This is a genomic window from Pseudomonas azotoformans, from assembly GCF_900103345.1.
GTDB classification, from domain to species: Bacteria; Pseudomonadota; Gammaproteobacteria; order Pseudomonadales; family Pseudomonadaceae; genus Aquipseudomonas; species Aquipseudomonas azotoformans.
Genome location: NZ_LT629702.1, coordinates 6,302,996 through 6,320,893 on the forward strand (window position 1 = coordinate 6,302,996; position 17,898 = coordinate 6,320,893).

A 17,898-nucleotide genomic window follows, 5' to 3' on the forward strand; every position below is an offset into this window, starting at 1 on the left:
TTACCGCCTGACCAACGAGCGCGGTTCAGGCTCAACCGACGTATTGGGTGCGCAGCGGCTTGCCCATCTCTTCGTTCAAGGCATTTTCAGTGAAAGGTTTGGGGTTGGGGGGAAACTCGGGCGTGGTCGGCAACCCTACGGCTTGACGTTCGCTGTTGGGGACATCGAATGATTCACCCTTGAACGTCTCCACGGTCGAGCCTGCCAGCGCAGTGCCGTTACCGGCGTCATAGGCGTGGACCATTTCGTGATAGAGAACGGTGATAGGTGAGTACGTCACGCCGGACAGTACTTCCAGGGCTGAGCGGTTGTAGGAGATTTCAGCCCGGTCAGCCCGCGACCCTGGCACGCCGTCGACCATGAAACCCCACTTGGGGTCGTCGCCGTCCACCGGCGGGCGTTCGTGTTGCAACAAGTCTTTAAGTTCCAGGCTGCCATAGGTGTAGCCGCTTCCTGTGTCGAGCAGGTCCTCCACCACTGTCACCGGTGCGCCGTTGCGCCGGGCTATCGCGTTCATTTCGGCAAGCATCTGTTTGCCCTGAGGGGAGCTGCGCAGCAAGGCCAGATCGTCTTCGACCCGTTGGATGAAGTCGGCCGAGCCTTTTATGACAAACCCTTCAAGTGGCGCGTGGTCAGGCGTGACGGTGGTTAATCTCGAGCCGTTGAGGTGTCGGATCGTATCGCCGGATTGAGCGTAGATCAGGTCGCCGGGGCGATTGGCAACCACTGCATCACGACCGCTGCCGGTATAGAACGTACTGCGGTCGTGGCCGATCAAGCGGTCATTATCAGCGCCGCCATGCAGCACGGTATGGCCGTTGCCGGCATACAGGCGGTCATTGCCGTTGCCGCCATCCAGGTAGCTGGTTTTGCTTTTTGGCCCGGCACCGGCGTAAAGGCGGTCATTGCCGTTGTTGCCATAGATCACGTTGTCGCCGCTACCGCCAAAGATCATGTCATCGCCGTCGTTACCTTCGGCGTAGCCAAGGCCGCTGCCGAGGTGAAGTACGTCGTTGCCAGGACCGCCGAACAGGCGGGTGTAGCCACCGCCGGCGCGCACCCGATCATTGCCGTCCCCGGCATCCACCGTGATGGGCTGGGTCACGTTGGCGTCAATGCGGATGTTGTCGTTACCGCCGTGGGTCTTGAGGTGAAAGGTCAGTGGCTCGCCGTTTTTATCGTGGCTGTCAAAGCGATACAACCGGCCATTGACCTTCACGTCCAACTGGCCTGGCAGGGTCTGGCTGATGTGGACCCGGTCCGCTTTGTCGCCGGTTTCAAGGATCAGGCTGTTGCTGAGGCTGTTGTCAAAGTCCCAGACTGATTGCCCGCCGGCCTTCAAATTTCCATCATCCAGAAACGGATGCCGATGCGCTTGAACCGGATTGTCGGGCGTGAACGCCAGTTGAGGAGGCGTGTCGGGTGTATAGCAACTGTTGCTGAAGACCGTGGAGCATGCAATACGATTTAAAGCGTCCATGTGAGATCCCTGTGGGAGAGCCAGGCATTGGCCCTGTCTCGTGAAGTCGGCCGGACGCTTTAAATCGTTCCCAGGATAAATGTTGTGCGGCTTTACAGCAGGCTGATCGGGTAACTGACGATCAACCGGTTCTCGTCGAACTCGTTGTTGCTGTAGTCGCGACGCATGCTGGAATTGCGCCAGCGCACGGTCAGGTTCTTCAGGCTGCCGCTCTGTACGGTGTAGCCCAATTCGCTTTCGCGGCCCCATTCCTTGCCGTCAGTGAGGGTGCCGGTGTGTACGTTGCTGCCGCTGATATAGCGGTTCATCAGGGTCAGGCCGGGCACGCCGAGGGCGGCGAAGTTGTAGTCGTGGCGCACTTGCCAGGACTTCTCCTGGGCATTGTCGTAGCTGCTGTTGTAACTGTCGTTGGCCAGGGTGCCGCCGCTGGTGCCGTTGACGCGCATCCAGGCGCTGTTGCCAGTGAGCTTTTGCAGGCCGACGTAGAAGGTGTTGCCGCCGTATTTGGCAGAGAACAGGCCAGACCAGGTCTTGTTGTCCAGCTCGCCGGCGCGGGCGCTGCCATCGTCCTTGCCGTAGAAAAAGCCCAGGTTGGCGCCCAGGGTCCAGTCGCCCAACGGCTGGCTGTGGGTCAGGTTGACAAACTGCTGGCTGTAGATGTCCTTGAGCTGGGCATTCCACAGGCCGATCTGGGTGCGTTTGTCGTTGAACAGGTATTCGCCGCCCTGGAAGTTGAAGCGGTCCGAGGTGAACGCGGCTTTGCCGAACATCGACATGTCGCTCATGCTGCTGTCGTCGCGCGGGCTGTTGGCGCGGAACTGGCCACCGTAGAGGGTCAGGCCGTCGATCTCCTTGGAGGTGATCTGCCCGCCGCGCAGGGTTTGCGGCAGGGAGCGGCCATCGTCCGAGCGCAGGATCGGCAGCACCGGCATCCATTCGCCGACCTTCACTTCCGTCTTCGAGATCCGCGCCTTGAACGCCACGCCCAGGCGCCCGAATTCATCCGCCGGGCGGCCGTCGTGGTCCAGCGGCAGCAGTTGGGTCCCCCCGGTGCCACGCCCGCCATCGAGCTTCAACGAGTACAACCCCAGCACATCCACGCCGAAGCCCACCGTGCCCTGGGTAAAGCCAGACTTGGCGTCAAGGATGAAACTCTGCGTCCACTCCTGCGCGCCGCCCTGGGTCTTGGTCGGGTTGGTGAAATTGCGGTTGAAGAAGAAATTGCGCAGGTTGAGGTTGGCGCTGGCGTCCTCGACAAAGCCGTGTTCCTCGGCGAGGACGGGCAGGGCAAGACTGGCGACAGCGGTTGCCAGCAAGAGCCGGCGCGGGTGGAGAGTGCTCATGGCGTAAGGACCTGTTGTTATTGGGTTTATGCAGGTGGCGGCCATGGTGCGGGGCAGTGCGGGGGCGATGAAAGTGGGGGAGAGCGGGTTGTGGGCGATGATCGAACGCAAGTTGACCGGTGCAGAAAAGTAAAAAGCCCACCAAAAGGTGGGCTTCGTTGACGCGGTTGTTATCAGAACAACTTCAGTGCCGGTGCTTCTTCTTTCAACGGCTCGTTCTTCGCGGTCTGCTCGTTCCAGCCACCGCCGAGGGCCTTGTACAGGTTGACCTCGCTGGTGAGCTGCGCCAGGCGGTCGGTGATCAGCGATTGCTGGGCACTGAACAGTTGGCGCTGGGCATCGAGGAACGTCAGGTTGCTGTCGACACCGATGCGGTAGCGACGCTCGGCCAGGCGGTAGTAATCCTGGTTGGCCGCGACGAAGCCACGCTGGGCGTCCAGTTGCTGCTTGTAGGTCTCACGTGCGGCAAGGCCGTCGGAGACTTCCTGGAAGCCGGTCTGGATCGCCTTCTCGTAGTTGGCCACGTTGATCTCTTTCTGGATCTTCGAGTAGTCCAGGCTGGCGCGCAGGCTACCGGCGTTGAAGATCGGGATGTTGATCTGCGGGGCGAACGACCAGGTGCCCGAACCGCCTTTGAACAGGCCGCCCAGGTTAGGGCTCGCGGTGCCGGCGCTGGCGGTCAGGCTGATGCTCGGGAAGAACGCTGCGCGGGCCGCACCGATGTTGGCGTTGGCGGCCTTGAGGTTGTACTCGGCTTGCATGATGTCGGGACGACGTTGCAGCAGGTCCGATGGCAAGCCGGCCGGCACTTCGCTGAGCAGGTTATCCGACAGCGGCTTGCTGGCGATATTCGCCGGCAGCCCGGTGCCCAGCAGCAGGGTCAGGCTGTTTTCGTCCTGTGCCACCTGGCGGGTGTAACGCGCCAGGGCGACCCGGGCGTTTTCCACCGAGGTACGCGATTGGCTCAGGTCGAGGGCCGAGGCCACGCCGACTTCGTTGCTGCGCGAGGTGAGCTTGAAGCTTTGCTCGTACGCGTCCAGGGTGTCCTGGGTCAGCTTGAGCAGTTCCTTGTCGGCCTGCCAGGTCAGGTAGGCGTTGGCCACACTGGCCACCAGGCTGATCTGGGTACTGCGCCGTGCTTCTTCGGTGGCGAAGTACTTTTGCAGGGCTTCTTCGCTCAGGCTGCGTACGCGACCGAACAGGTCCAGCTCATACGAGCTGATCCCGAGACCGGCCGAGTATTGGCTGCTGATGCTCGATTCGCCGGTCTGCGACAAGCGGGCCGGAGTACGCGAGCGGCTGCCGCTGCCCGTGGCCGACACGGCCGGGAACAGGTCGGCGCGCTGGATCTGGTACTGCGCGGCATAGGCGTCGATGTTCAGGGCCGCGACACGCAGGTCACGGTTGTTCACCAGCGCGGTCTGGATCAGCTGTTGCAGGGCAGGGTCATGGAAAAACTGCTTCCAGCCCTGCTCGACAGCGGCCTGGCTCGGCGCCTGGGCCGACGAATACGCCGGCCCCTGCGGGAACTGTGCGGCCACCGGCGCTTCGGGGCGCTGATAGTCAGGTATCAGCGAGCAGCCACTGAGCACGAATGCGGTGACGGCTAGGGAAAGTAGCGACTTGCTCATTGGCCAGCCTCTTTAGGGGTTTCAGTTGTGTCAGTCTTTTTACGTTCGCCGGCGGCGGATACGGTTGCGAAGAACAGAGGCACCCAGAAGATCGCCAGCACAGTGGCCGTGATCATACCGCCGATTACACCGGTACCGATGGCGTGCTGGCTGCCCGAACCTGCACCCGAGGAGATCGCCAGCGGCAATACGCCGAGGATGAACGCCATGGAGGTCATGATGATCGGGCGCAGACGCATCCGCGAGGCCTCGATGGCCGACTCGACAATGCCCTTACCCTGTTCGTGAAGTTCTTTGGCGAACTCCACGATCAGGATGGCGTTTTTCGCCGCCAGGCCCACCGTCACCAACAGGCCCACCTGGAAGAACACGTCGTTGGACAGCCCACGCATGCTGGTGGCGATCAACGCACCCACCACACCCAGTGGCACTACCAGCACCACCGCAATCGGGATCGACCAGCTTTCGTACAGGGCCGCGAGGCACAGGAACACCACCAGCAGCGACAACGCGTACAGCGCAGGCGCCTGGGAGCCGGACAGGCGTTCTTCGTACGACAGGCCCGTCCACGCGTAGCCGATACCGGCCGGCAGTTGCTTGGCGATACGTTCGACTTCGGCCATGGCGTCACCGGTACTGTAGCCCGGGGCCGGGGTACCGAGGATTTCCATCGCCGCTACACCGTTGTAGCGCGAGAGCTTGGGCGAACCGTAGATCCACTTGCCCGAGGAAATGGCCGACATCGGCACCATCTTCCCGGAGTCGCTGCGCACGTACCATTTGTCCAGGTCTTCAGGGGACATCCGGCCAGCGGCTTCACCTTGCACGTACACCTTCTTCACCCGACCACGGTCGATGAAGTCGTTGACGTAGCTGCCACCCAGGGCAATCGCCAGGGTCTGGTTGATGCTCGACAGCGTAATGCCCTGGGCACTGGCCTTCTCGTCGTCGACGGTAAGCTCGTACTGCGGCTCATCGTTCACGCCGTTGGGGCGCACACCCGCGAGGATCTTGCTTTGCGCGGCAGCCCCGAGGAACTGGTTGCGTGCATCCATCAGCTTCTGGTGGCCAACGCCGCCCTGGTCTTGCAGGAACACGTCGAAACCGGTGGCGTTACCCAACTCCAGTACCGAAGGCGGCACGATGGCGAACACCATGGCGTCCTTGAAGGCACCGAAGAAGTAACCCTGGGCACGCTTGGCCACTTCGAATACCGAGGTGGATGCATCCCGTTCATCCCACGGCTTGAGCATCACGAACGCCAGGCCCGAACTCTGGCCACGACCGGCGAAGTTGAAGCCGTTAACGGTAAATACCGATTTCACCGCCTTGCCTTCGCCCGGCTCGCCTTCCTTGTCGTTGAGCAGGAAGGCACGCATGTCGTCGATGACTTTCTGCGTACGTTCGGCTGAAGAGCCGACCGGGGTCTGCACCTGGGCAAAGATTACGCCCTGGTCTTCTTCCGGCAGGAACGCGCTCGGAATGCGGGTGAACAGCCAGATCATGCCGGCGAAGATGATCAGGTACACGAAGAATGCAGGAAACTTGTGCTTGATCATGTTGCCCACGCCGCGCTCGTAGCTCAGTACGCCACGGTCGAAGGTGCGGTTGAACCAGCCGAAGAAACCACGCTTGGGTTGGCCGTGCTTCTCAGGGTCGATCGGCTTGAGCATGGTGGCGCACAAGGCCGGGGTGAAGATCAGGGCAACCAGTACCGACAACGCCATGGCCGAAACAATGGTGATGGAGAACTGTTTGTAGATCACACCGGTGGAGCCGCCGAAGAATGCCATCGGCAACAGTACCGCCGACAGCACCAGGGCAATACCGACCAGTGCGCCTTGGATCTGGCCCATGGACTTGACCGTCGCCTCTTTGGGCGACAGGTGTTCCTCGGCCATTACCCGCTCGACGTTTTCCACCACGACGATGGCATCGTCCACCAGCAGGCCGATGGCCAGGATCATGCCGAACATGGTCAGGGTGTTGATGGTGAAGCCGAACGCGGCCAGGATCCCGAAGGTCCCCAGCAATACCACCGGTACGGTCATGGTGGTGATGATGGTGGCGCGGAAGTTCTGCAGGAACAGGAACATCACCAGGAACACCAGCACGATCGCTTCGACCAGGGTGTGGACTACACCGGAGATCGATTCGGTCACCACCGGCGTGGTGTCATACGGCACCACCGCCTTCATGCCTGGCGGGAAGAACGGTTCCAGGGACGCCACGGTGGCACGGATGGCCTTGGCGGTGTCCAGGGCGTTGGCGCCCGAGGCGAGCTTGATCGCCATACCCGATGCCGGCTTGCCGTTGAACTGCGCACTGATGCTGTAGTTCTGGCCGCCCAGTTCGATCCGCGCGATGTCACGCAGGCGAACCTGCGAGCCGTCGGTATTGACCTTCATCAGGATCTTGCCGAACTCTTCTGCGGTCTGCAGGCGGGTCTTGCCGATGATGGTTGCGTTCAGCTGGGTGCCGGGCAGGGCAGGTAGGCCGCCCAATTGGCCGGTGGCCACCTGGACGTTCTGTGCCGCAATGGCGCTGCTGACGTCGACCGGGGTCAACTGGAAGTTGTTCAACTTGGCCGGGTCGAGCCAGATACGCATGGCGTACTGCGAACCGAACACCTGGAAGTCACCTACACCTGCCGTCCGCGAGATCGGGTCCTGGATGTTGGACACGATGTAGTTGGACAGGTCGTCCTTGGTCATGCTGCCGTCTTCCGACACCAGACCGATCACCATCAGGAAGTTCTTCACCGACTTGGTCACGCGGATACCCTGCTGCTGCACCTCTTGCGGCAGCAGTGGGGTCGCCAGGTTCAGCTTGTTCTGCACCTGAACCTGGGCGATGTCCGGGTTGGTACCCTGGTTGAACGTCGCGGTGATGGTCATGCTGCCGTCGGAGTTACTGTCCGAGGCGACATAACGCAGGTTGTCGATACCGTTGAGTTGCTGCTCGATCACCTGCACCACGGTGTCCTGCACGGTTTGTGCGGACGCGCCTGGGTAGGTCACCTGGATGTCGATGGCGGTTGGCGCGATGGCCGGGTATTGGTTGATGGGCAACTTCAGGATCGACAGTGCCCCGACCAGCATGATCACCAGGGCAATTACCCAGGCGAAAATGGGACGGTCGATAAAAAATTTCGACATGGGTTACTCCCCCTGGCCAGCAGCTGCGGCAGGAGCTGGAGCAGAACCGGCAGGCTTGGCGTTGTCGGCGTCCTTGACCTTGACTTCGATGCCCGGCTTGATGAATTGCAGGCCTTCGGTGATCACGCGGTCACCGGCGTCCAGGCCTTTTTCCACCAGCCAGTAGGCGCCGGCGGTGCGGTTGGCCACCAGTTGACGCTGCTCGACCTTGTTGTCCTTGTTCACCACCATGGCGGTCGGGATACCTTTGATATCGCGGGTCACGCCTTGTTGTGGCGCCAGGATGGCCTTGCTGTTCACGCCGGCTTGCAATTGGGCGTGCACGAACATGCCCGGCAGCAGGGTGTGGTCAGGGTTGGGGAACACGGCGCGCAGGGTCACGGAGCCAGTGGTCTGGTCGACCGACACTTCGGAGAATTCCAGCTTGCCGTCCTGGCCATAAGCAGTGCCGTCTTCCAGGGTCAGCTTGACCTTGGCCGCGTTGGCGCCGGCTTTTTCCAGCTGGCCGCTTTCCAGGTCGCGGCGCAGTTTCAGCATTTCAGCCGAGGACTGCGTGACGTCGACGTAGATCGGGTCCAGTTGCTGGATGACGGCCATGGCATCGGTCTGGCCGTTGCTGACCAGCGCACCTTCGGTCACCGAAGAACGGCCGATACGCCCGGAGATCGGCGCGAACACTTTGGTGTAGCGCACGTTGATCTGGGCGGTTTGAACGTTTGCTTCCGCGGTCATGCGGTTGGCAACGGCGGTGTCGTATTCCTGACGGCTGACGGCCTGCTCATCGACCAACTGCTTGTAGCGGTCGGAGATGGACTTGGTCTGGGTCAGGCTGGCTTGTGCGCTTTTCAGGGTGGCGTCATACACCGACGGGTCGATCTGGTAGAGCTGTTGCCCTTCCTTCACGTCGCCGCCTTCCTTGAACAGGCGCTTGAGAATGATGCCGTTGACCTGTGGGCGAACTTCCGCAATGCGGTAGGCGGTGGTGCGGCCTGGCAGCTCGGTCGTCAGGGTATAGGCTTGCGGTTGAATGGTGACCACGCCGACCTGAGGGGTTTGGGCGGGCGGAGCCGCTTCTTCCTTTTTACATCCGCTGAGCAGCGATGCCAGGGCGACGGCAGTGACCAGAGCGGTAACAGCTGGCTTAAGTTGCATGAAGATCCTCGGGTCAGGCGCGCAGGGTGCGCACAAGAAGTGTGGAAGGGTAAAAAACAAGCTGTGAGTGGATAAGTAGCTTGCTACGCAATATACTTACGTTCATGGTTGTTTGTAAACTCTTGACAGGCTTCGCGGAATGTTGACAAAGCAACGTCCAAAGCCTCGATTTTAGTACGTTCGGCGCCCATGACGGTGTCGTCCCACAAGTATTCAGACGGTGGCCAACCACCACCCACCGTGTCCCGATTGAGGTTTTACTGCCATGGTTCGTCGCACCAAAGAGGAAGCTCAGGAAACGCGCAGCCAGATTCTCCAAGCCGCCGAGCAAGCCTTCTATGAGCGTGGCGTTGCGCGGACCACGCTGGCGGATATCGCCGCGCTGGCCGGTGTGACGCGGGGTGCTATCTACTGGCATTTCAGCAATAAATCCGATTTGCTGCAGGCACTGCTCGACACGCTGCATGAGCCGCTGGACGAGTTGGCCAGGGCCAGTGAAAGCGAGGATGAACTCGACCCGCTGGGCTGTATGCGCAAGTTGTTGATTCATTTGTTCCATCAAGTGGCCCTGGACCCGAAAACCCGGCGCATCAACGAGATCTTGTTCCATAAGTGCGAATTCACCGATGAAATGTGCGACATGCGCCGCCAGCGCCAGACCCACAGCCTGGAATGCAACCTGCGCATCGGCCTGACATTGCGTAACGCGGTCCATCGCGGGCAACTTCCGGAAAACCTCGACACCACCCGTGGCGCGGTGTGCATCCACGCCTACATCAACGGGCTGATCGGCCAGTGGCTACTGGTACCCGACAGCTTCCAACTGCATCAGGAAGCCGAACGTTGGGTGGACGCCGGGCTGGACATGCTGCGCTGGAGCCCAAGCCTGCGCAATTAAGACAAAATGCGTAATTGCATCAGGTTGTGTCAACAGTAAAGCCCAAGGACCGTCAATCGTCCTTACGCCTGATTAGTGGGGTGACTTTATATACGGGCTGGCGGGCGGTTGATAGGTAGCCGCCTAAGTATTTTGTAGCGATTTTGTTGCAGGGCTGTGAAGGAATGTTTCCTCCTGGACGCTACAAATCAAAATGTGAGAGGGGGCTTGCCCCCGATAGCACAGTGTCAGTCACCCGGTTCATTGGCTGACACGCCGCTATCGGGGGCAAGCCCCCTCCCACATTGGGTAGTCGTACTACTTCGGAATAACGATTACAGCGCCAGGGTCGGGTAGTCGATGTAGCCGACCGGGCCTTTGCCATAGAAGGTTTCCGGATGCGCTTCGTTCAGCGGCGCATCAGCCTTCAAGCGCGCCGGCAGGTCCGGGTTGGCAATGAACGGCACACCAAAGGCCACCGCATCCGCCTTGCCCGAGGCCAGCCAGGCGTTGGCGCTGTCCTTGGTGAAGCGCTCGTTGGCGATGTAGGTGCCGCCGAAGGCTTTCTTCAATTGCGGGCCAAGGCTGTCCGCACCTTCTTTCTCACGGGAGCAGATGAAGGCGATGCCACGCTTGCCCAGTTCACTGGCGACGTAGGTGAAGGTTTCCGCCAGGTTGTCGTCGCCCATGTCATGGGAGTCGGCGCGCGGTGCGAGGTGCACACCCACGCGGCCAGCACCCCAGACTTCGATGGCGGCGTCGGTCACTTCCAGCAGCAGGCGTGCACGGTTTTCCAGGGAGCCGCCGTACTGGTCGGTGCGCTGGTTGGTGCTGCTCTGCAGGAACTGGTCGAGCAGGTAGCCGTTGGCGCCATGGATTTCCACGCCGTCGAAACCGGCGGCCTTGGCGTTCTCGGCGCCGGTGCGGTAGGCGTCGATGATGTCGGCGATTTCAGCGGTTTCCAAGGCGCGTGGGGTCGGGTAGTCGGCCAGCGGGCGAACCAGGCTGACGTGGCCTTTGGGCTGGATCGCGCTCGGTGCGACCGGGGTTTCGCCGTTCAGGTACGACTCATGGGAAATACGGCCCACGTGCCACAGTTGCAGGAAGATCTTGCCGCCTGCGCCGTGCACGGCCTTGGTCACGTTGGCCCAGCCGCGCACCTGGTCGTTGGACCAGATGCCCGGGGTGTCCGGGTAGCCCACGCCCAGTGGCGTCACCGAGGTGGCTTCGCTGAGGATCAGCCCGGCGGAAGCGCGTTGCACGTAGTACTCGGCCATTAGCGCATTGGGTACGCGACCGGCGTCGGCACGGCAGCGGGTCAGCGGCGCCATGATGATGCGGTTCGACAGTTCCAGGTCGCCCAGTTTGATTGGATCGAAAATAGTCGTCATGGGATAACACCTTTCTCTTTAAGTGGTTGATCAGTGGGTCGCGGGGGCCAGGTCGGCATCGCCGCCCTGACGGAAGGTAATCAGCGTCACCAGCAGCGCGAGAATCGCCAGGGCGGCTGCGGCCAAGGGCACGCTGGTCAGGCCGAAACCGTGGGCAATCACACTGCCGCCGACCCAGGCACCCAGGGCGTTGCCGATGTTGAAAGCGCCGATGTTCAGGGTGGACACCAGGTTCGGTGCAGCCTTGCCGAAGGTCACCACGTTGATCTGCAACGCCGGCACGGCGGCAAACGAGGCGGTGGCCCAGAGGAACAGGGTGATTTCAGTTGGGATCACCGCGATGCTGGTCCATGCCAGCGCCGTGGAGACCACCGCCATGCTGATGAACACGCCGACCAGGGTGGCGGCCAGGCGTTTGTCCGCCAACTTGCCGCCGATGATGTTGCCCACGGTGAGGCCCAGGCCGATCAGCAGCAGGGTCCAGGTCACGCCCTTGGGCGACACACCGGTGACATCGCCCAGCAGCGGCGCGACGTAGGTAAAGAGGGTGAACATGGACGCGGCGAACAGCGCGGTCATGCTCAGCGACAGCCAGATGCCGGCGCCCTTGAGGGCGGCCAGTTCGGCGCGCATGTCGAGTTTTTCTTCATCACGCTTGGCCGGCAGGAAGCGGATCAGGCCGATCAGCGCCACTACCCCAATCACCGTCACCGCCCAGAATGTCGAGCGCCAGCCGGCTGCCTGGCCCAGTGCGGTGCCCAGCGGCACGCCGAGCACATTGGCCAGGGTCAGGCCGGTGAACATCAGGGCCACGGCCGAAGCACGCTTGTTGGCCGGCACCAGGTTGGCCGCCACCACTGAACCGATCCCAAAGAACGCACCGTGGCACAGCGCGGTGACCACACGGGCAAACATCAGCACGTTGTAGTCACTGGCCAGGGCGCACAAAAGGTTGCCGACAATGAAGATCCCCATCAACGCTACCAGGGCCGCCTTGCGTGGCAGCCTGGCAGTGGCCAGTGCCATGAACGGCGCACCGATCGCTACGCCCAGGGCGTAGCCGGTGACCAGCCAGCCGGCGCCGGGAATCGACACCCCCAAGTCCGCCGCCACATCGGGCAGCAAGCCCATGATGACGAACTCGGTGGTGCCGATGGCGAAGGCGCTGAGGGCCAGTATGAGTAGCGAGAGGGGCATTCGTGGTTCCTTGTTACAGCGCTGCGCTGTCGTGCGCGCTGAGTTCGGTGGTGAGCGCTGCGAGGAAGGCCTGGATGGTGTCCTCGTTGCGTTTGAAAAAGTGCCACTGGCCGGCCTTTTGGCTGCTGATCAACCCGGCGCGTTGCAGGGTGGCCAGGTGGGCCGACACGGTCGACTGGGACAAGCCGCAGCGCTGGTCGATCTGCCCGGCGCAGATGCCGTATTCGTGGTTGTGCAGTTGCTCGGGGAATTGCACTTTCGGGTCTTTCAGCCAGGTGAGGATGTCTCGTCGTACTGGGTGCGCCAGGGCTTTTATTATTTCGTCGAGGTCGATGGACATGGCAGGTGCTCGTTTGCGTGCAGCGTTATATCGCGATGAGGCGAACTTTAAATCGGTCTATCCCGATATACCAATATGATTTTGATCTGAGCCTAGGCTCAATCGGTATATCGGGTTATAACGATACGTTGACGGCAGTGATAGACTGCGCGCCATGAATTATCTCGCACATCTGCACCTGGGCGGCCAACTTCCTGCGCAACTGCTGGGCAGCCTGTATGGCGACTTTGTCAAAGGCCGCCTGCAGGGCCAGTTCAGCCCGCAAATCGAAGCGGCGATCCAGTTGCATCGTTCCATCGACCGCTTCACCGACAGCCATCCGCTGGTAGGTGAGGCGTTGTCGCGCTTCAGCCTGACCCGCAGGCGTTATGCCGGGATCGTCCTCGATGTGTTTTTCGACCACTGTCTGGCGCGGGACTGGGCGCTGTATGCCGACCAGCCGCTGGAGCACTTCACCTCGCAGGTGTACCGCGTGCTGGCGGCCGAACCGCAATTGCCGGGCCGGCTCGCGCAGATTGCGCCGTATATGGCAGCGGATGATTGGTTGGGTTCGTACCGTGAATTTGCGGTGATGGGGCAGGTGTTGCGGGGGATTTCGCGTCGGCTGACACAGCCCGAGGAGCTGGGGCATGCCATGCAGGAGTTGCGAGAGTTGTACGAGCCGCTGAGTGAAGATTTCCGACGGTTCTACCCCGAGCTGCAAGCATTCGCACAGATCCAACTGACAAGGTAAAGCTGAATGTGGGAGGGGGCTTGCCCCCGATAGCAATGGTTCAGTCAAAGCATGCAGTGACTGACACACCCCAATCGGGGGCAAGCCCCCTCCCACATTTGAACGGTGTTCACTTGAGTTCAGGCAGCGAATGCTGGTCGAGCATCCACGTGCTCCGCTTCCGGCACCGGCCCAAACAACGCCTTCTGCACCGCCTGCTGCGCCTGATACGCCAGCGCCGCGCGTTCCTGCCCGGCACAGGCAATCGGCTTGAGTACGTGGATTTCCACATCGCCCTGGTCATTGGCAAACAAGCGCATCAGGTGCGAGAGCAAATCATCATCGCCAATAAAGGGAGCCAGCGGGTCCACTTGCCCCTCACGCAGGTAACGGATCGCCACCGGTTGCAGCGACACATCCGCATCAATCGCACTGGCCAGCAGGCGCCCGTGGAAGGTGCGCAGGCTGCGCCCGTCGGTGGTGGTGCCTTCGGGGAACATCAGCAACGGATGCTCTTGCTCCAGGTGACGGGTCATCTGCTTGCGGATCAACTGGCTGTCGCCCGAACCACGGCGGATAAACAGGCTACCGGCCTTGGCCGCCAACCAACCTGCCACCGGCCAGGTGCGCACTTCGGCCTTGGACAGGAATGACATCGGCGCCACGGCGCCGAGCAGCGGAATATCGGTCCAGGACACGTGATTGCTCACCCACAGCATCGGCTGCGTCGGCAATTCACCGTGCACCGTCACGCGAAAGGGCAGGGCGTTGGTCAGCCGCGCCATGAAAAAACGCGACCAACGTTGGCGCCGTACCATCGAATTGGCGATGCCCAAACGCTCGAACACCCCAAACACACTGGCCATGCTCAAACCCAACGCCACCACCACCAGCACCCGGGCAATGCGCCCGTACACGCGCAGGCGGCTCATCACATTGCAGCCTTGAAGTGGCGCGCGTAACGCGGGCACAGTTCGTCGCGCTTGAGCAGGATGAACACGTCGGCCACCTGGAAGTCTTCATCCCAGCACGGCTCGCCGCAGATCTTCGCACCCAGGCGCATGTAGGCCTTGAGCAATGGCGGCATCTCGGCGATCACGTTGGACGGCAGGTCCAGCGCCGGCAGTGGTTTTTTCGGTTCGGCGCGCAGGTGTTCGTTGCACAGGTAGCGCTCGCGCAGGCGCTGCATGATCGCGTGGGCCTGGATCCCGCCGTCGTGCATCGGGATGCTCGCGCAGCCCATCAGGTAGCTGTAGCCACCCTGGTTGAGCACCTCGGCCAACTCGCCCCACAGCACCGCGATGGTGCCGCCGTTGCGGTAGGCGGGGTCGACGCAGGTGCGGCCGATCTCCAGGATCGGGCCCTGCAGGTGCAGCAGGCCATGCAGGCTGAATTCTTCTTCGCTGTAGAACCGGCCCAGGGTGCTGGCGGCCTGGTGGTCCAGCAAGCGGGTGGTGGCCACCAGTCGACCGCTGTTCAAGTCCCGCACACCGATGTGGCTGCAGTGAACATCATAGTCATCCATGTCCAGGCCCAGTTCCGCGCCTTTCAGCTTGGCGTTGAACTCGCCGCTGAACACGTTGAACCGCAGGGCCTGGGCTTCCTGCAACGCCTGCGCGCCAACCAGGCGTTCGGCTTGCAGACGGCGTTCATTGCCGGTGTCGCTGATGCGGGCGATCTGAGTCATGGCGAATCTCCGAGTGCCAGCCACCTTTCGGCCGGTCGACTTGTTTGTCCAAACTCAGGCTATGTAGGCTCGGTGTCATCTCCATGAAGTTATGGTGACGCTTGGATGACAGGCCTTGTGTAGCAAATCTGTCATCACCCTCGGCTAGGCTCGCGGGCACGAATGCCCCCCTTGAGTCTGCGTCCATGGTCAGAGGCTTGTTGTGTGTTGCCCTGCTGTTCGTCACCGTCACCGCCCATGCCGACACCTGGCCTGACAAGGACTGGGCCAAGGGCACACCGCTCGAAGGCCCGGCTGTCGACGCCCTCAATGCCTACGCTTTCCCACCGCGTGACGACACCACCCGCAAAGGCATCCGCACCGACGCGCTGCTGGTGATCCGCGATGGCGTGATCATCTATGAACGCTACGGCGCTCCCACCACCGCCAGCACGCCGCACCTGACCTGGTCGGTCAGCAAAAGCCTGATGGCCACGGTGCTCGGCGTGGCCTATGGCGAAAACCGCTTCAAACTCACCGACCCCGCCGCACGCTTTTACCCGCCGATGAAACAGCACCCCAAGGTAACCATGGCTGACTTGCTGCACTGGGCCTCGGGCCTGGACTGGCAGGAAAACTACGAATACGCCCCGCTGAAATCCTCGGTGGTAGCGATGCTCTACACCCGAGGCCGTGGCGATATGGCTGACTTTGCCGCCGACACCGAGGCCGCTGCTGCGCCGGGTCAGGCGTTCCGGTATTCCAGCGGCGACACCAACATCCTGTCCGCTGCCCTCAAAGGCATGCTCGGCCACAAGGCCTATATGAGTTACCCGTGGGATGCGCTGTTCAAGCCGTTGGGTATTCGCAACGCCACCTGGGAAACCGACGCCGACGAAACCTTCGTCGCCTCGTCCTACGCCTATCTCACCACCCGCGACCTGGCACGGGTCGGCCTGCTGATGGCGCGGGACGGGCGATGGGGCGATCAGCAGTTGCTGCCTAAAGACTGGGTCGCCTTCAACCGCCAGCCGTTCGACAAATACAAGGTCGGTCAGGATGAAGCGGTGCCGGGTGGTCATTGGTGGCTTAACAAAGGCGAACCGCGGCCCTGGCCCGACGCGCCCGCCGACACCTTCGCCGCCCTCGGCCACTGGGGCCAGGCGTTGTACGTGATGCCCGATGAACACCTGGTGATCGTGCGCTACGGCGATGATCGCGACGGCAGCTATCGCCATAACGAACTGCTCAAGCGCGTGCTGGCGGCGGTGCAACCATGATCCGCCGTCGGCCGTTTACCAGCCTGTTTCTGCTGCTGTTGCTCGCCCTGCTGGGGTGGATCTGGCACGAGCGCGTCAACCTGCAAGCCTTCCCCGACATCATCGCGGCGTACACGGCCAAGGAATATTGTTCGTGCCGGTATGTAGAGAACAACCCGGCGGCGTATTGCCTGGGGTATGTGAAGCAGTACGTGCCGACGAGTGCGTTCAGCGATAACCCGGAGCGTAGCGAGGTGACGGCGAGTGGGCTGGGGCGCACACACACGGCGAGGTGGCTTGGCGACCGCCAAGGCTGTCGCTTATCCCCCTGAGGTTCCACAGGGTGGAACCACCTTTGATTGTCCTCCTGCGCACTTCGCGGTTATCTGGCGATGTGCAGCAAACAAGAACGGGAATACCCGCCTGCGAGGAAAATCACCATGCGCCCCCACCAGCACATACTGGATTGGCTCAGCGACGTTGCCGGCGACTTGCGCGCCGTGCGCCATGACATTCACGCCCATCCTGAACTCGGTTTTGAAGAGAACCGTACCTCGGCCCTGGTTGCGCAGTCCTTGAGGGAATGGGGTTACGAGGTGCACACCGGCATCGGCAAGATGGGCGTAGTCGGTGTAATGCGCAATGGCAGCAGCTCACGCACCCTGGGCATCCGCGCAGATATGGACGCGTTGCCCATCATCGAAAATACCGGAGCGGCCTACACCAGCCAGCACGCCGGTTGCATGCACGCCTGCGGCCATGACGGCCATACCACCATGTTGCTCGGCGCCGCCCGCTACCTGGCGGCCACGCGGCAATTCGACGGTACGTTGAACCTGATTTTCCAGCCCGCCGAAGAAGGCCAGGGTGGTGCCGAAGCCATGTTGGCCGATGGTTTGCTGGAGCGTTTTCCCTGTGATGCCCTGTTCGGCATGCACAATATGCCGGGCTTGCCGGCCGGACACCTGGGGTTGAGAGTCGGGCCGATGATGGCGTCCCAGGACTTGCTCACCGTGACCCTCGAAGGCGTCGGCGGCCACGGTTCCATGCCGCATCTGACGGTGGACCCACTGGTGGCGGCGGCGAGCCTGGTCATGGCGTTGCAGACCGTGGTGGCGCGCAATATCGACACCCAGGAAGCCGCCGTGGTCACGGTTGGTGCCCTTCAGGCGGGCCAGGCGGCCAATGTGATTCCCCAGCAGGCGTTGTTGCGTTTGAGCCTGCGCGCGCTCAACCCCAAGGTGCGTGAGCAGATGCTGGAACGCGTGTTCGCCATCATCCACACCCAGGCCGCCAGTTTTGGCTGCACGGTGCAGATCGAACACCGCCCGGCCTATCCGGTGCTGGTCAATCACGCTAAAGAAACCGAGTTTGCCCGCCAGGTCGGCGTCGCCTTGCTCGGCGCCGATGCGGTGGACGGTAACACCCGCACGCTGATGGGCAGCGAAGACTTCGCTTGGATGCTGCAACGCTGCCCCGGCAGCTATCTGTTCATCGGCAACGGCGTGTCGCGGCCGATGGTGCATAACCCCGCCTATGACTTCAACGACGACATCCTGCTGACGGGCGCCGCCTATTGGGGCGCGCTGGCCGAGAGCTGGTTGTAGGAGCGAGCTTGCTCGCGAAGGTCGTTAACGATAACGCAGCGCTTTCAGATAGCCCGCGTCGCTTGTTCGTTTTTCGCGAGCAAGC

15 protein-coding genes are annotated in these 17,898 nt (G+C 61.9%); 5 read left to right on the forward strand and 10 right to left on the reverse strand.

What is annotated here, in order from left to right:
- Positions 1-31: 31 nt before the first annotated feature.
- The 5 genes from BLR69_RS28595 to BLR69_RS28615 form a co-directional block, all read right to left on the reverse strand.
- Positions 32-1,480 (reverse strand): M91 family zinc metallopeptidase, encoded by a 1,449-nt coding sequence (locus BLR69_RS28595; protein WP_071496856.1) that lies wholly within the window; start codon positions 1,478-1,480, stop codon positions 32-34.
- Between the two features lie 92 nt (positions 1,481-1,572).
- Positions 1,573-2,823, reverse strand: a complete 1,251-nt coding sequence (locus tag BLR69_RS28600) for an OprD family porin (protein ID WP_071496855.1) — start codon at positions 2,821-2,823, stop codon at positions 1,573-1,575.
- Between the two features lie 173 nt (positions 2,824-2,996).
- On the reverse strand, positions 2,997-4,454 hold the full coding sequence (gene adeC, locus BLR69_RS28605) for an AdeC/AdeK/OprM family multidrug efflux complex outer membrane factor (protein WP_071496854.1): 1,458 nt from the start codon (positions 4,452-4,454) through the stop codon (positions 2,997-2,999).
- Positions 4,451-7,612: an efflux RND transporter permease subunit gene (locus tag BLR69_RS28610; protein WP_071496853.1), complete on the reverse strand. Its 3,162-nt coding sequence runs from the start codon at positions 7,610-7,612 to the stop codon at positions 4,451-4,453. Before BLR69_RS28610 ends, adeC begins: the two co-directional genes overlap by 4 nt.
- 3 nt (positions 7,613-7,615) lie before the next feature.
- The gene (locus tag BLR69_RS28615; protein WP_071496852.1) at positions 7,616-8,764 is read right to left on the reverse strand and encodes an efflux RND transporter periplasmic adaptor subunit; all 1,149 of its coding nucleotides are present in this window, start codon (positions 8,762-8,764) and stop codon (positions 7,616-7,618) included.
- 265 nt (positions 8,765-9,029) lie between these two features.
- Between BLR69_RS28615 and BLR69_RS28620 the strand changes: the two genes are divergently transcribed.
- Entirely contained in the window at positions 9,030-9,662 is a 633-nt protein-coding gene (locus tag BLR69_RS28620; protein WP_010212311.1) for a TetR family transcriptional regulator, read from the forward strand.
- A gap of 314 nt (positions 9,663-9,976) precedes the next feature.
- Here the strand turns inward: BLR69_RS28620 and BLR69_RS28625 are convergent, their stop codons facing one another.
- From BLR69_RS28625 to BLR69_RS28635, 3 genes are read right to left on the reverse strand one after another with little or no spacing between them, the layout of a single operon-like run.
- A complete protein-coding gene (locus BLR69_RS28625) occupies positions 9,977-11,032 on the reverse strand; it encodes an alkene reductase (RefSeq protein WP_071496851.1) in 1,056 nt (351 codons plus the stop codon).
- Positions 11,033-11,062: 30 nt separating this feature from the next.
- Positions 11,063-12,229: an MFS transporter gene (locus BLR69_RS28630; protein WP_071496850.1), complete on the reverse strand. Its 1,167-nt coding sequence runs from the start codon at positions 12,227-12,229 to the stop codon at positions 11,063-11,065.
- 13 nt (positions 12,230-12,242) lie between these two features.
- Positions 12,243-12,569 (reverse strand): ArsR/SmtB family transcription factor, encoded by a 327-nt coding sequence (locus tag BLR69_RS28635; protein ID WP_016975101.1) that lies wholly within the window; start codon positions 12,567-12,569, stop codon positions 12,243-12,245.
- Positions 12,570-12,723: 154 nt separating this feature from the next.
- Here BLR69_RS28635 and BLR69_RS28640 point away from each other — a divergent pair, with 154 nt between their 5' ends.
- Positions 12,724-13,302 carry an acyl carrier protein phosphodiesterase gene (locus BLR69_RS28640; RefSeq protein ID WP_071496849.1) on the forward strand — a complete coding sequence of 193 codons (579 nt, stop codon included), beginning with the start codon at positions 12,724-12,726 and terminating at the stop codon, positions 13,300-13,302.
- 119 nt (positions 13,303-13,421) lie between these two features.
- Here BLR69_RS28640 and BLR69_RS28645 read toward each other — a convergent pair whose 3' ends face one another.
- Both BLR69_RS28645 and olsB read right to left on the reverse strand, forming a co-directional pair.
- On the reverse strand, positions 13,422-14,213 hold the full coding sequence (locus BLR69_RS28645; RefSeq protein ID WP_071496848.1) for a lysophospholipid acyltransferase family protein: 792 nt from the start codon (positions 14,211-14,213) through the stop codon (positions 13,422-13,424).
- Complete coding sequence (olsB, locus tag BLR69_RS28650) at positions 14,213-14,968, reverse strand: L-ornithine N(alpha)-acyltransferase (protein WP_003172415.1); 756 nt, start codon at positions 14,966-14,968, stop codon at positions 14,213-14,215. Before olsB ends, BLR69_RS28645 begins: the two co-directional genes overlap by 1 nt.
- Positions 14,969-15,153: 185 nt before the next feature.
- On the opposite strand from olsB, the gene BLR69_RS28655 reads away from it, so the two are divergent.
- The 3 genes from BLR69_RS28655 to BLR69_RS28665 all read left to right on the forward strand — a co-directional run bounded on the left by BLR69_RS28655 (position 15,154) and on the right by BLR69_RS28665 (position 17,813).
- The gene (locus tag BLR69_RS28655; RefSeq protein WP_071496847.1) at positions 15,154-16,227 is read left to right on the forward strand and encodes a serine hydrolase domain-containing protein; all 1,074 of its coding nucleotides are present in this window, start codon (positions 15,154-15,156) and stop codon (positions 16,225-16,227) included.
- Positions 16,224-16,538: an amidase gene (locus BLR69_RS28660; RefSeq protein WP_071496846.1), complete on the forward strand. Its 315-nt coding sequence runs from the start codon at positions 16,224-16,226 to the stop codon at positions 16,536-16,538. The genes BLR69_RS28655 and BLR69_RS28660 overlap by 4 nt, the downstream gene beginning before the upstream one ends.
- Before the next feature lie 108 nt (positions 16,539-16,646).
- Entirely contained in the window at positions 16,647-17,813 is a 1,167-nt protein-coding gene (locus BLR69_RS28665; RefSeq protein ID WP_071496845.1) for a M20 aminoacylase family protein, read from the forward strand.
- The last annotated feature ends 85 nt before the right edge of the window (positions 17,814-17,898 follow it).

What these genes read in the sequence shown, in the direction of transcription:
- BLR69_RS28595 (WP_071496856.1), bottom strand. Translation starts at nt 1,480, where the DNA reads ATGGACGCTTTAAATCGTATTGCATGCTCCACGGTCTTCAGCAACAGT.
- BLR69_RS28600 (WP_071496855.1), bottom strand. Translation starts at nt 2,823, where the DNA reads ATGAGCACTCTCCACCCGCGCCGGCTCTTGCTGGCAACCGCTGTCGCC.
- adeC (WP_071496854.1), bottom strand. Translation starts at nt 4,454, where the DNA reads ATGAGCAAGTCGCTACTTTCCCTAGCCGTCACCGCATTCGTGCTCAGT.
- BLR69_RS28610 (WP_071496853.1), bottom strand. Translation starts at nt 7,612, where the DNA reads ATGTCGAAATTTTTTATCGACCGTCCCATTTTCGCCTGGGTAATTGCC.
- BLR69_RS28615 (WP_071496852.1), bottom strand. Translation starts at nt 8,764, where the DNA reads ATGCAACTTAAGCCAGCTGTTACCGCTCTGGTCACTGCCGTCGCCCTG.
- BLR69_RS28620 (WP_010212311.1), top strand. Translation starts at nt 9,030, where the DNA reads ATGGTTCGTCGCACCAAAGAGGAAGCTCAGGAAACGCGCAGCCAGATT.
- BLR69_RS28625 (WP_071496851.1), bottom strand. Translation starts at nt 11,032, where the DNA reads ATGACGACTATTTTCGATCCAATCAAACTGGGCGACCTGGAACTGTCG.
- BLR69_RS28630 (WP_071496850.1), bottom strand. Translation starts at nt 12,229, where the DNA reads ATGCCCCTCTCGCTACTCATACTGGCCCTCAGCGCCTTCGCCATCGGC.
- BLR69_RS28635 (WP_016975101.1), bottom strand. Translation starts at nt 12,569, where the DNA reads ATGTCCATCGACCTCGACGAAATAATAAAAGCCCTGGCGCACCCAGTA.
- BLR69_RS28640 (WP_071496849.1), top strand. Translation starts at nt 12,724, where the DNA reads ATGAATTATCTCGCACATCTGCACCTGGGCGGCCAACTTCCTGCGCAA.
- BLR69_RS28645 (WP_071496848.1), bottom strand. Translation starts at nt 14,213, where the DNA reads ATGAGCCGCCTGCGCGTGTACGGGCGCATTGCCCGGGTGCTGGTGGTG.
- olsB (WP_003172415.1), bottom strand. Translation starts at nt 14,968, where the DNA reads ATGACTCAGATCGCCCGCATCAGCGACACCGGCAATGAACGCCGTCTG.
- BLR69_RS28655 (WP_071496847.1), top strand. Translation starts at nt 15,154, where the DNA reads ATGGTCAGAGGCTTGTTGTGTGTTGCCCTGCTGTTCGTCACCGTCACC.
- BLR69_RS28660 (WP_071496846.1), top strand. Translation starts at nt 16,224, where the DNA reads ATGATCCGCCGTCGGCCGTTTACCAGCCTGTTTCTGCTGCTGTTGCTC.
- BLR69_RS28665 (WP_071496845.1), top strand. Translation starts at nt 16,647, where the DNA reads ATGCGCCCCCACCAGCACATACTGGATTGGCTCAGCGACGTTGCCGGC.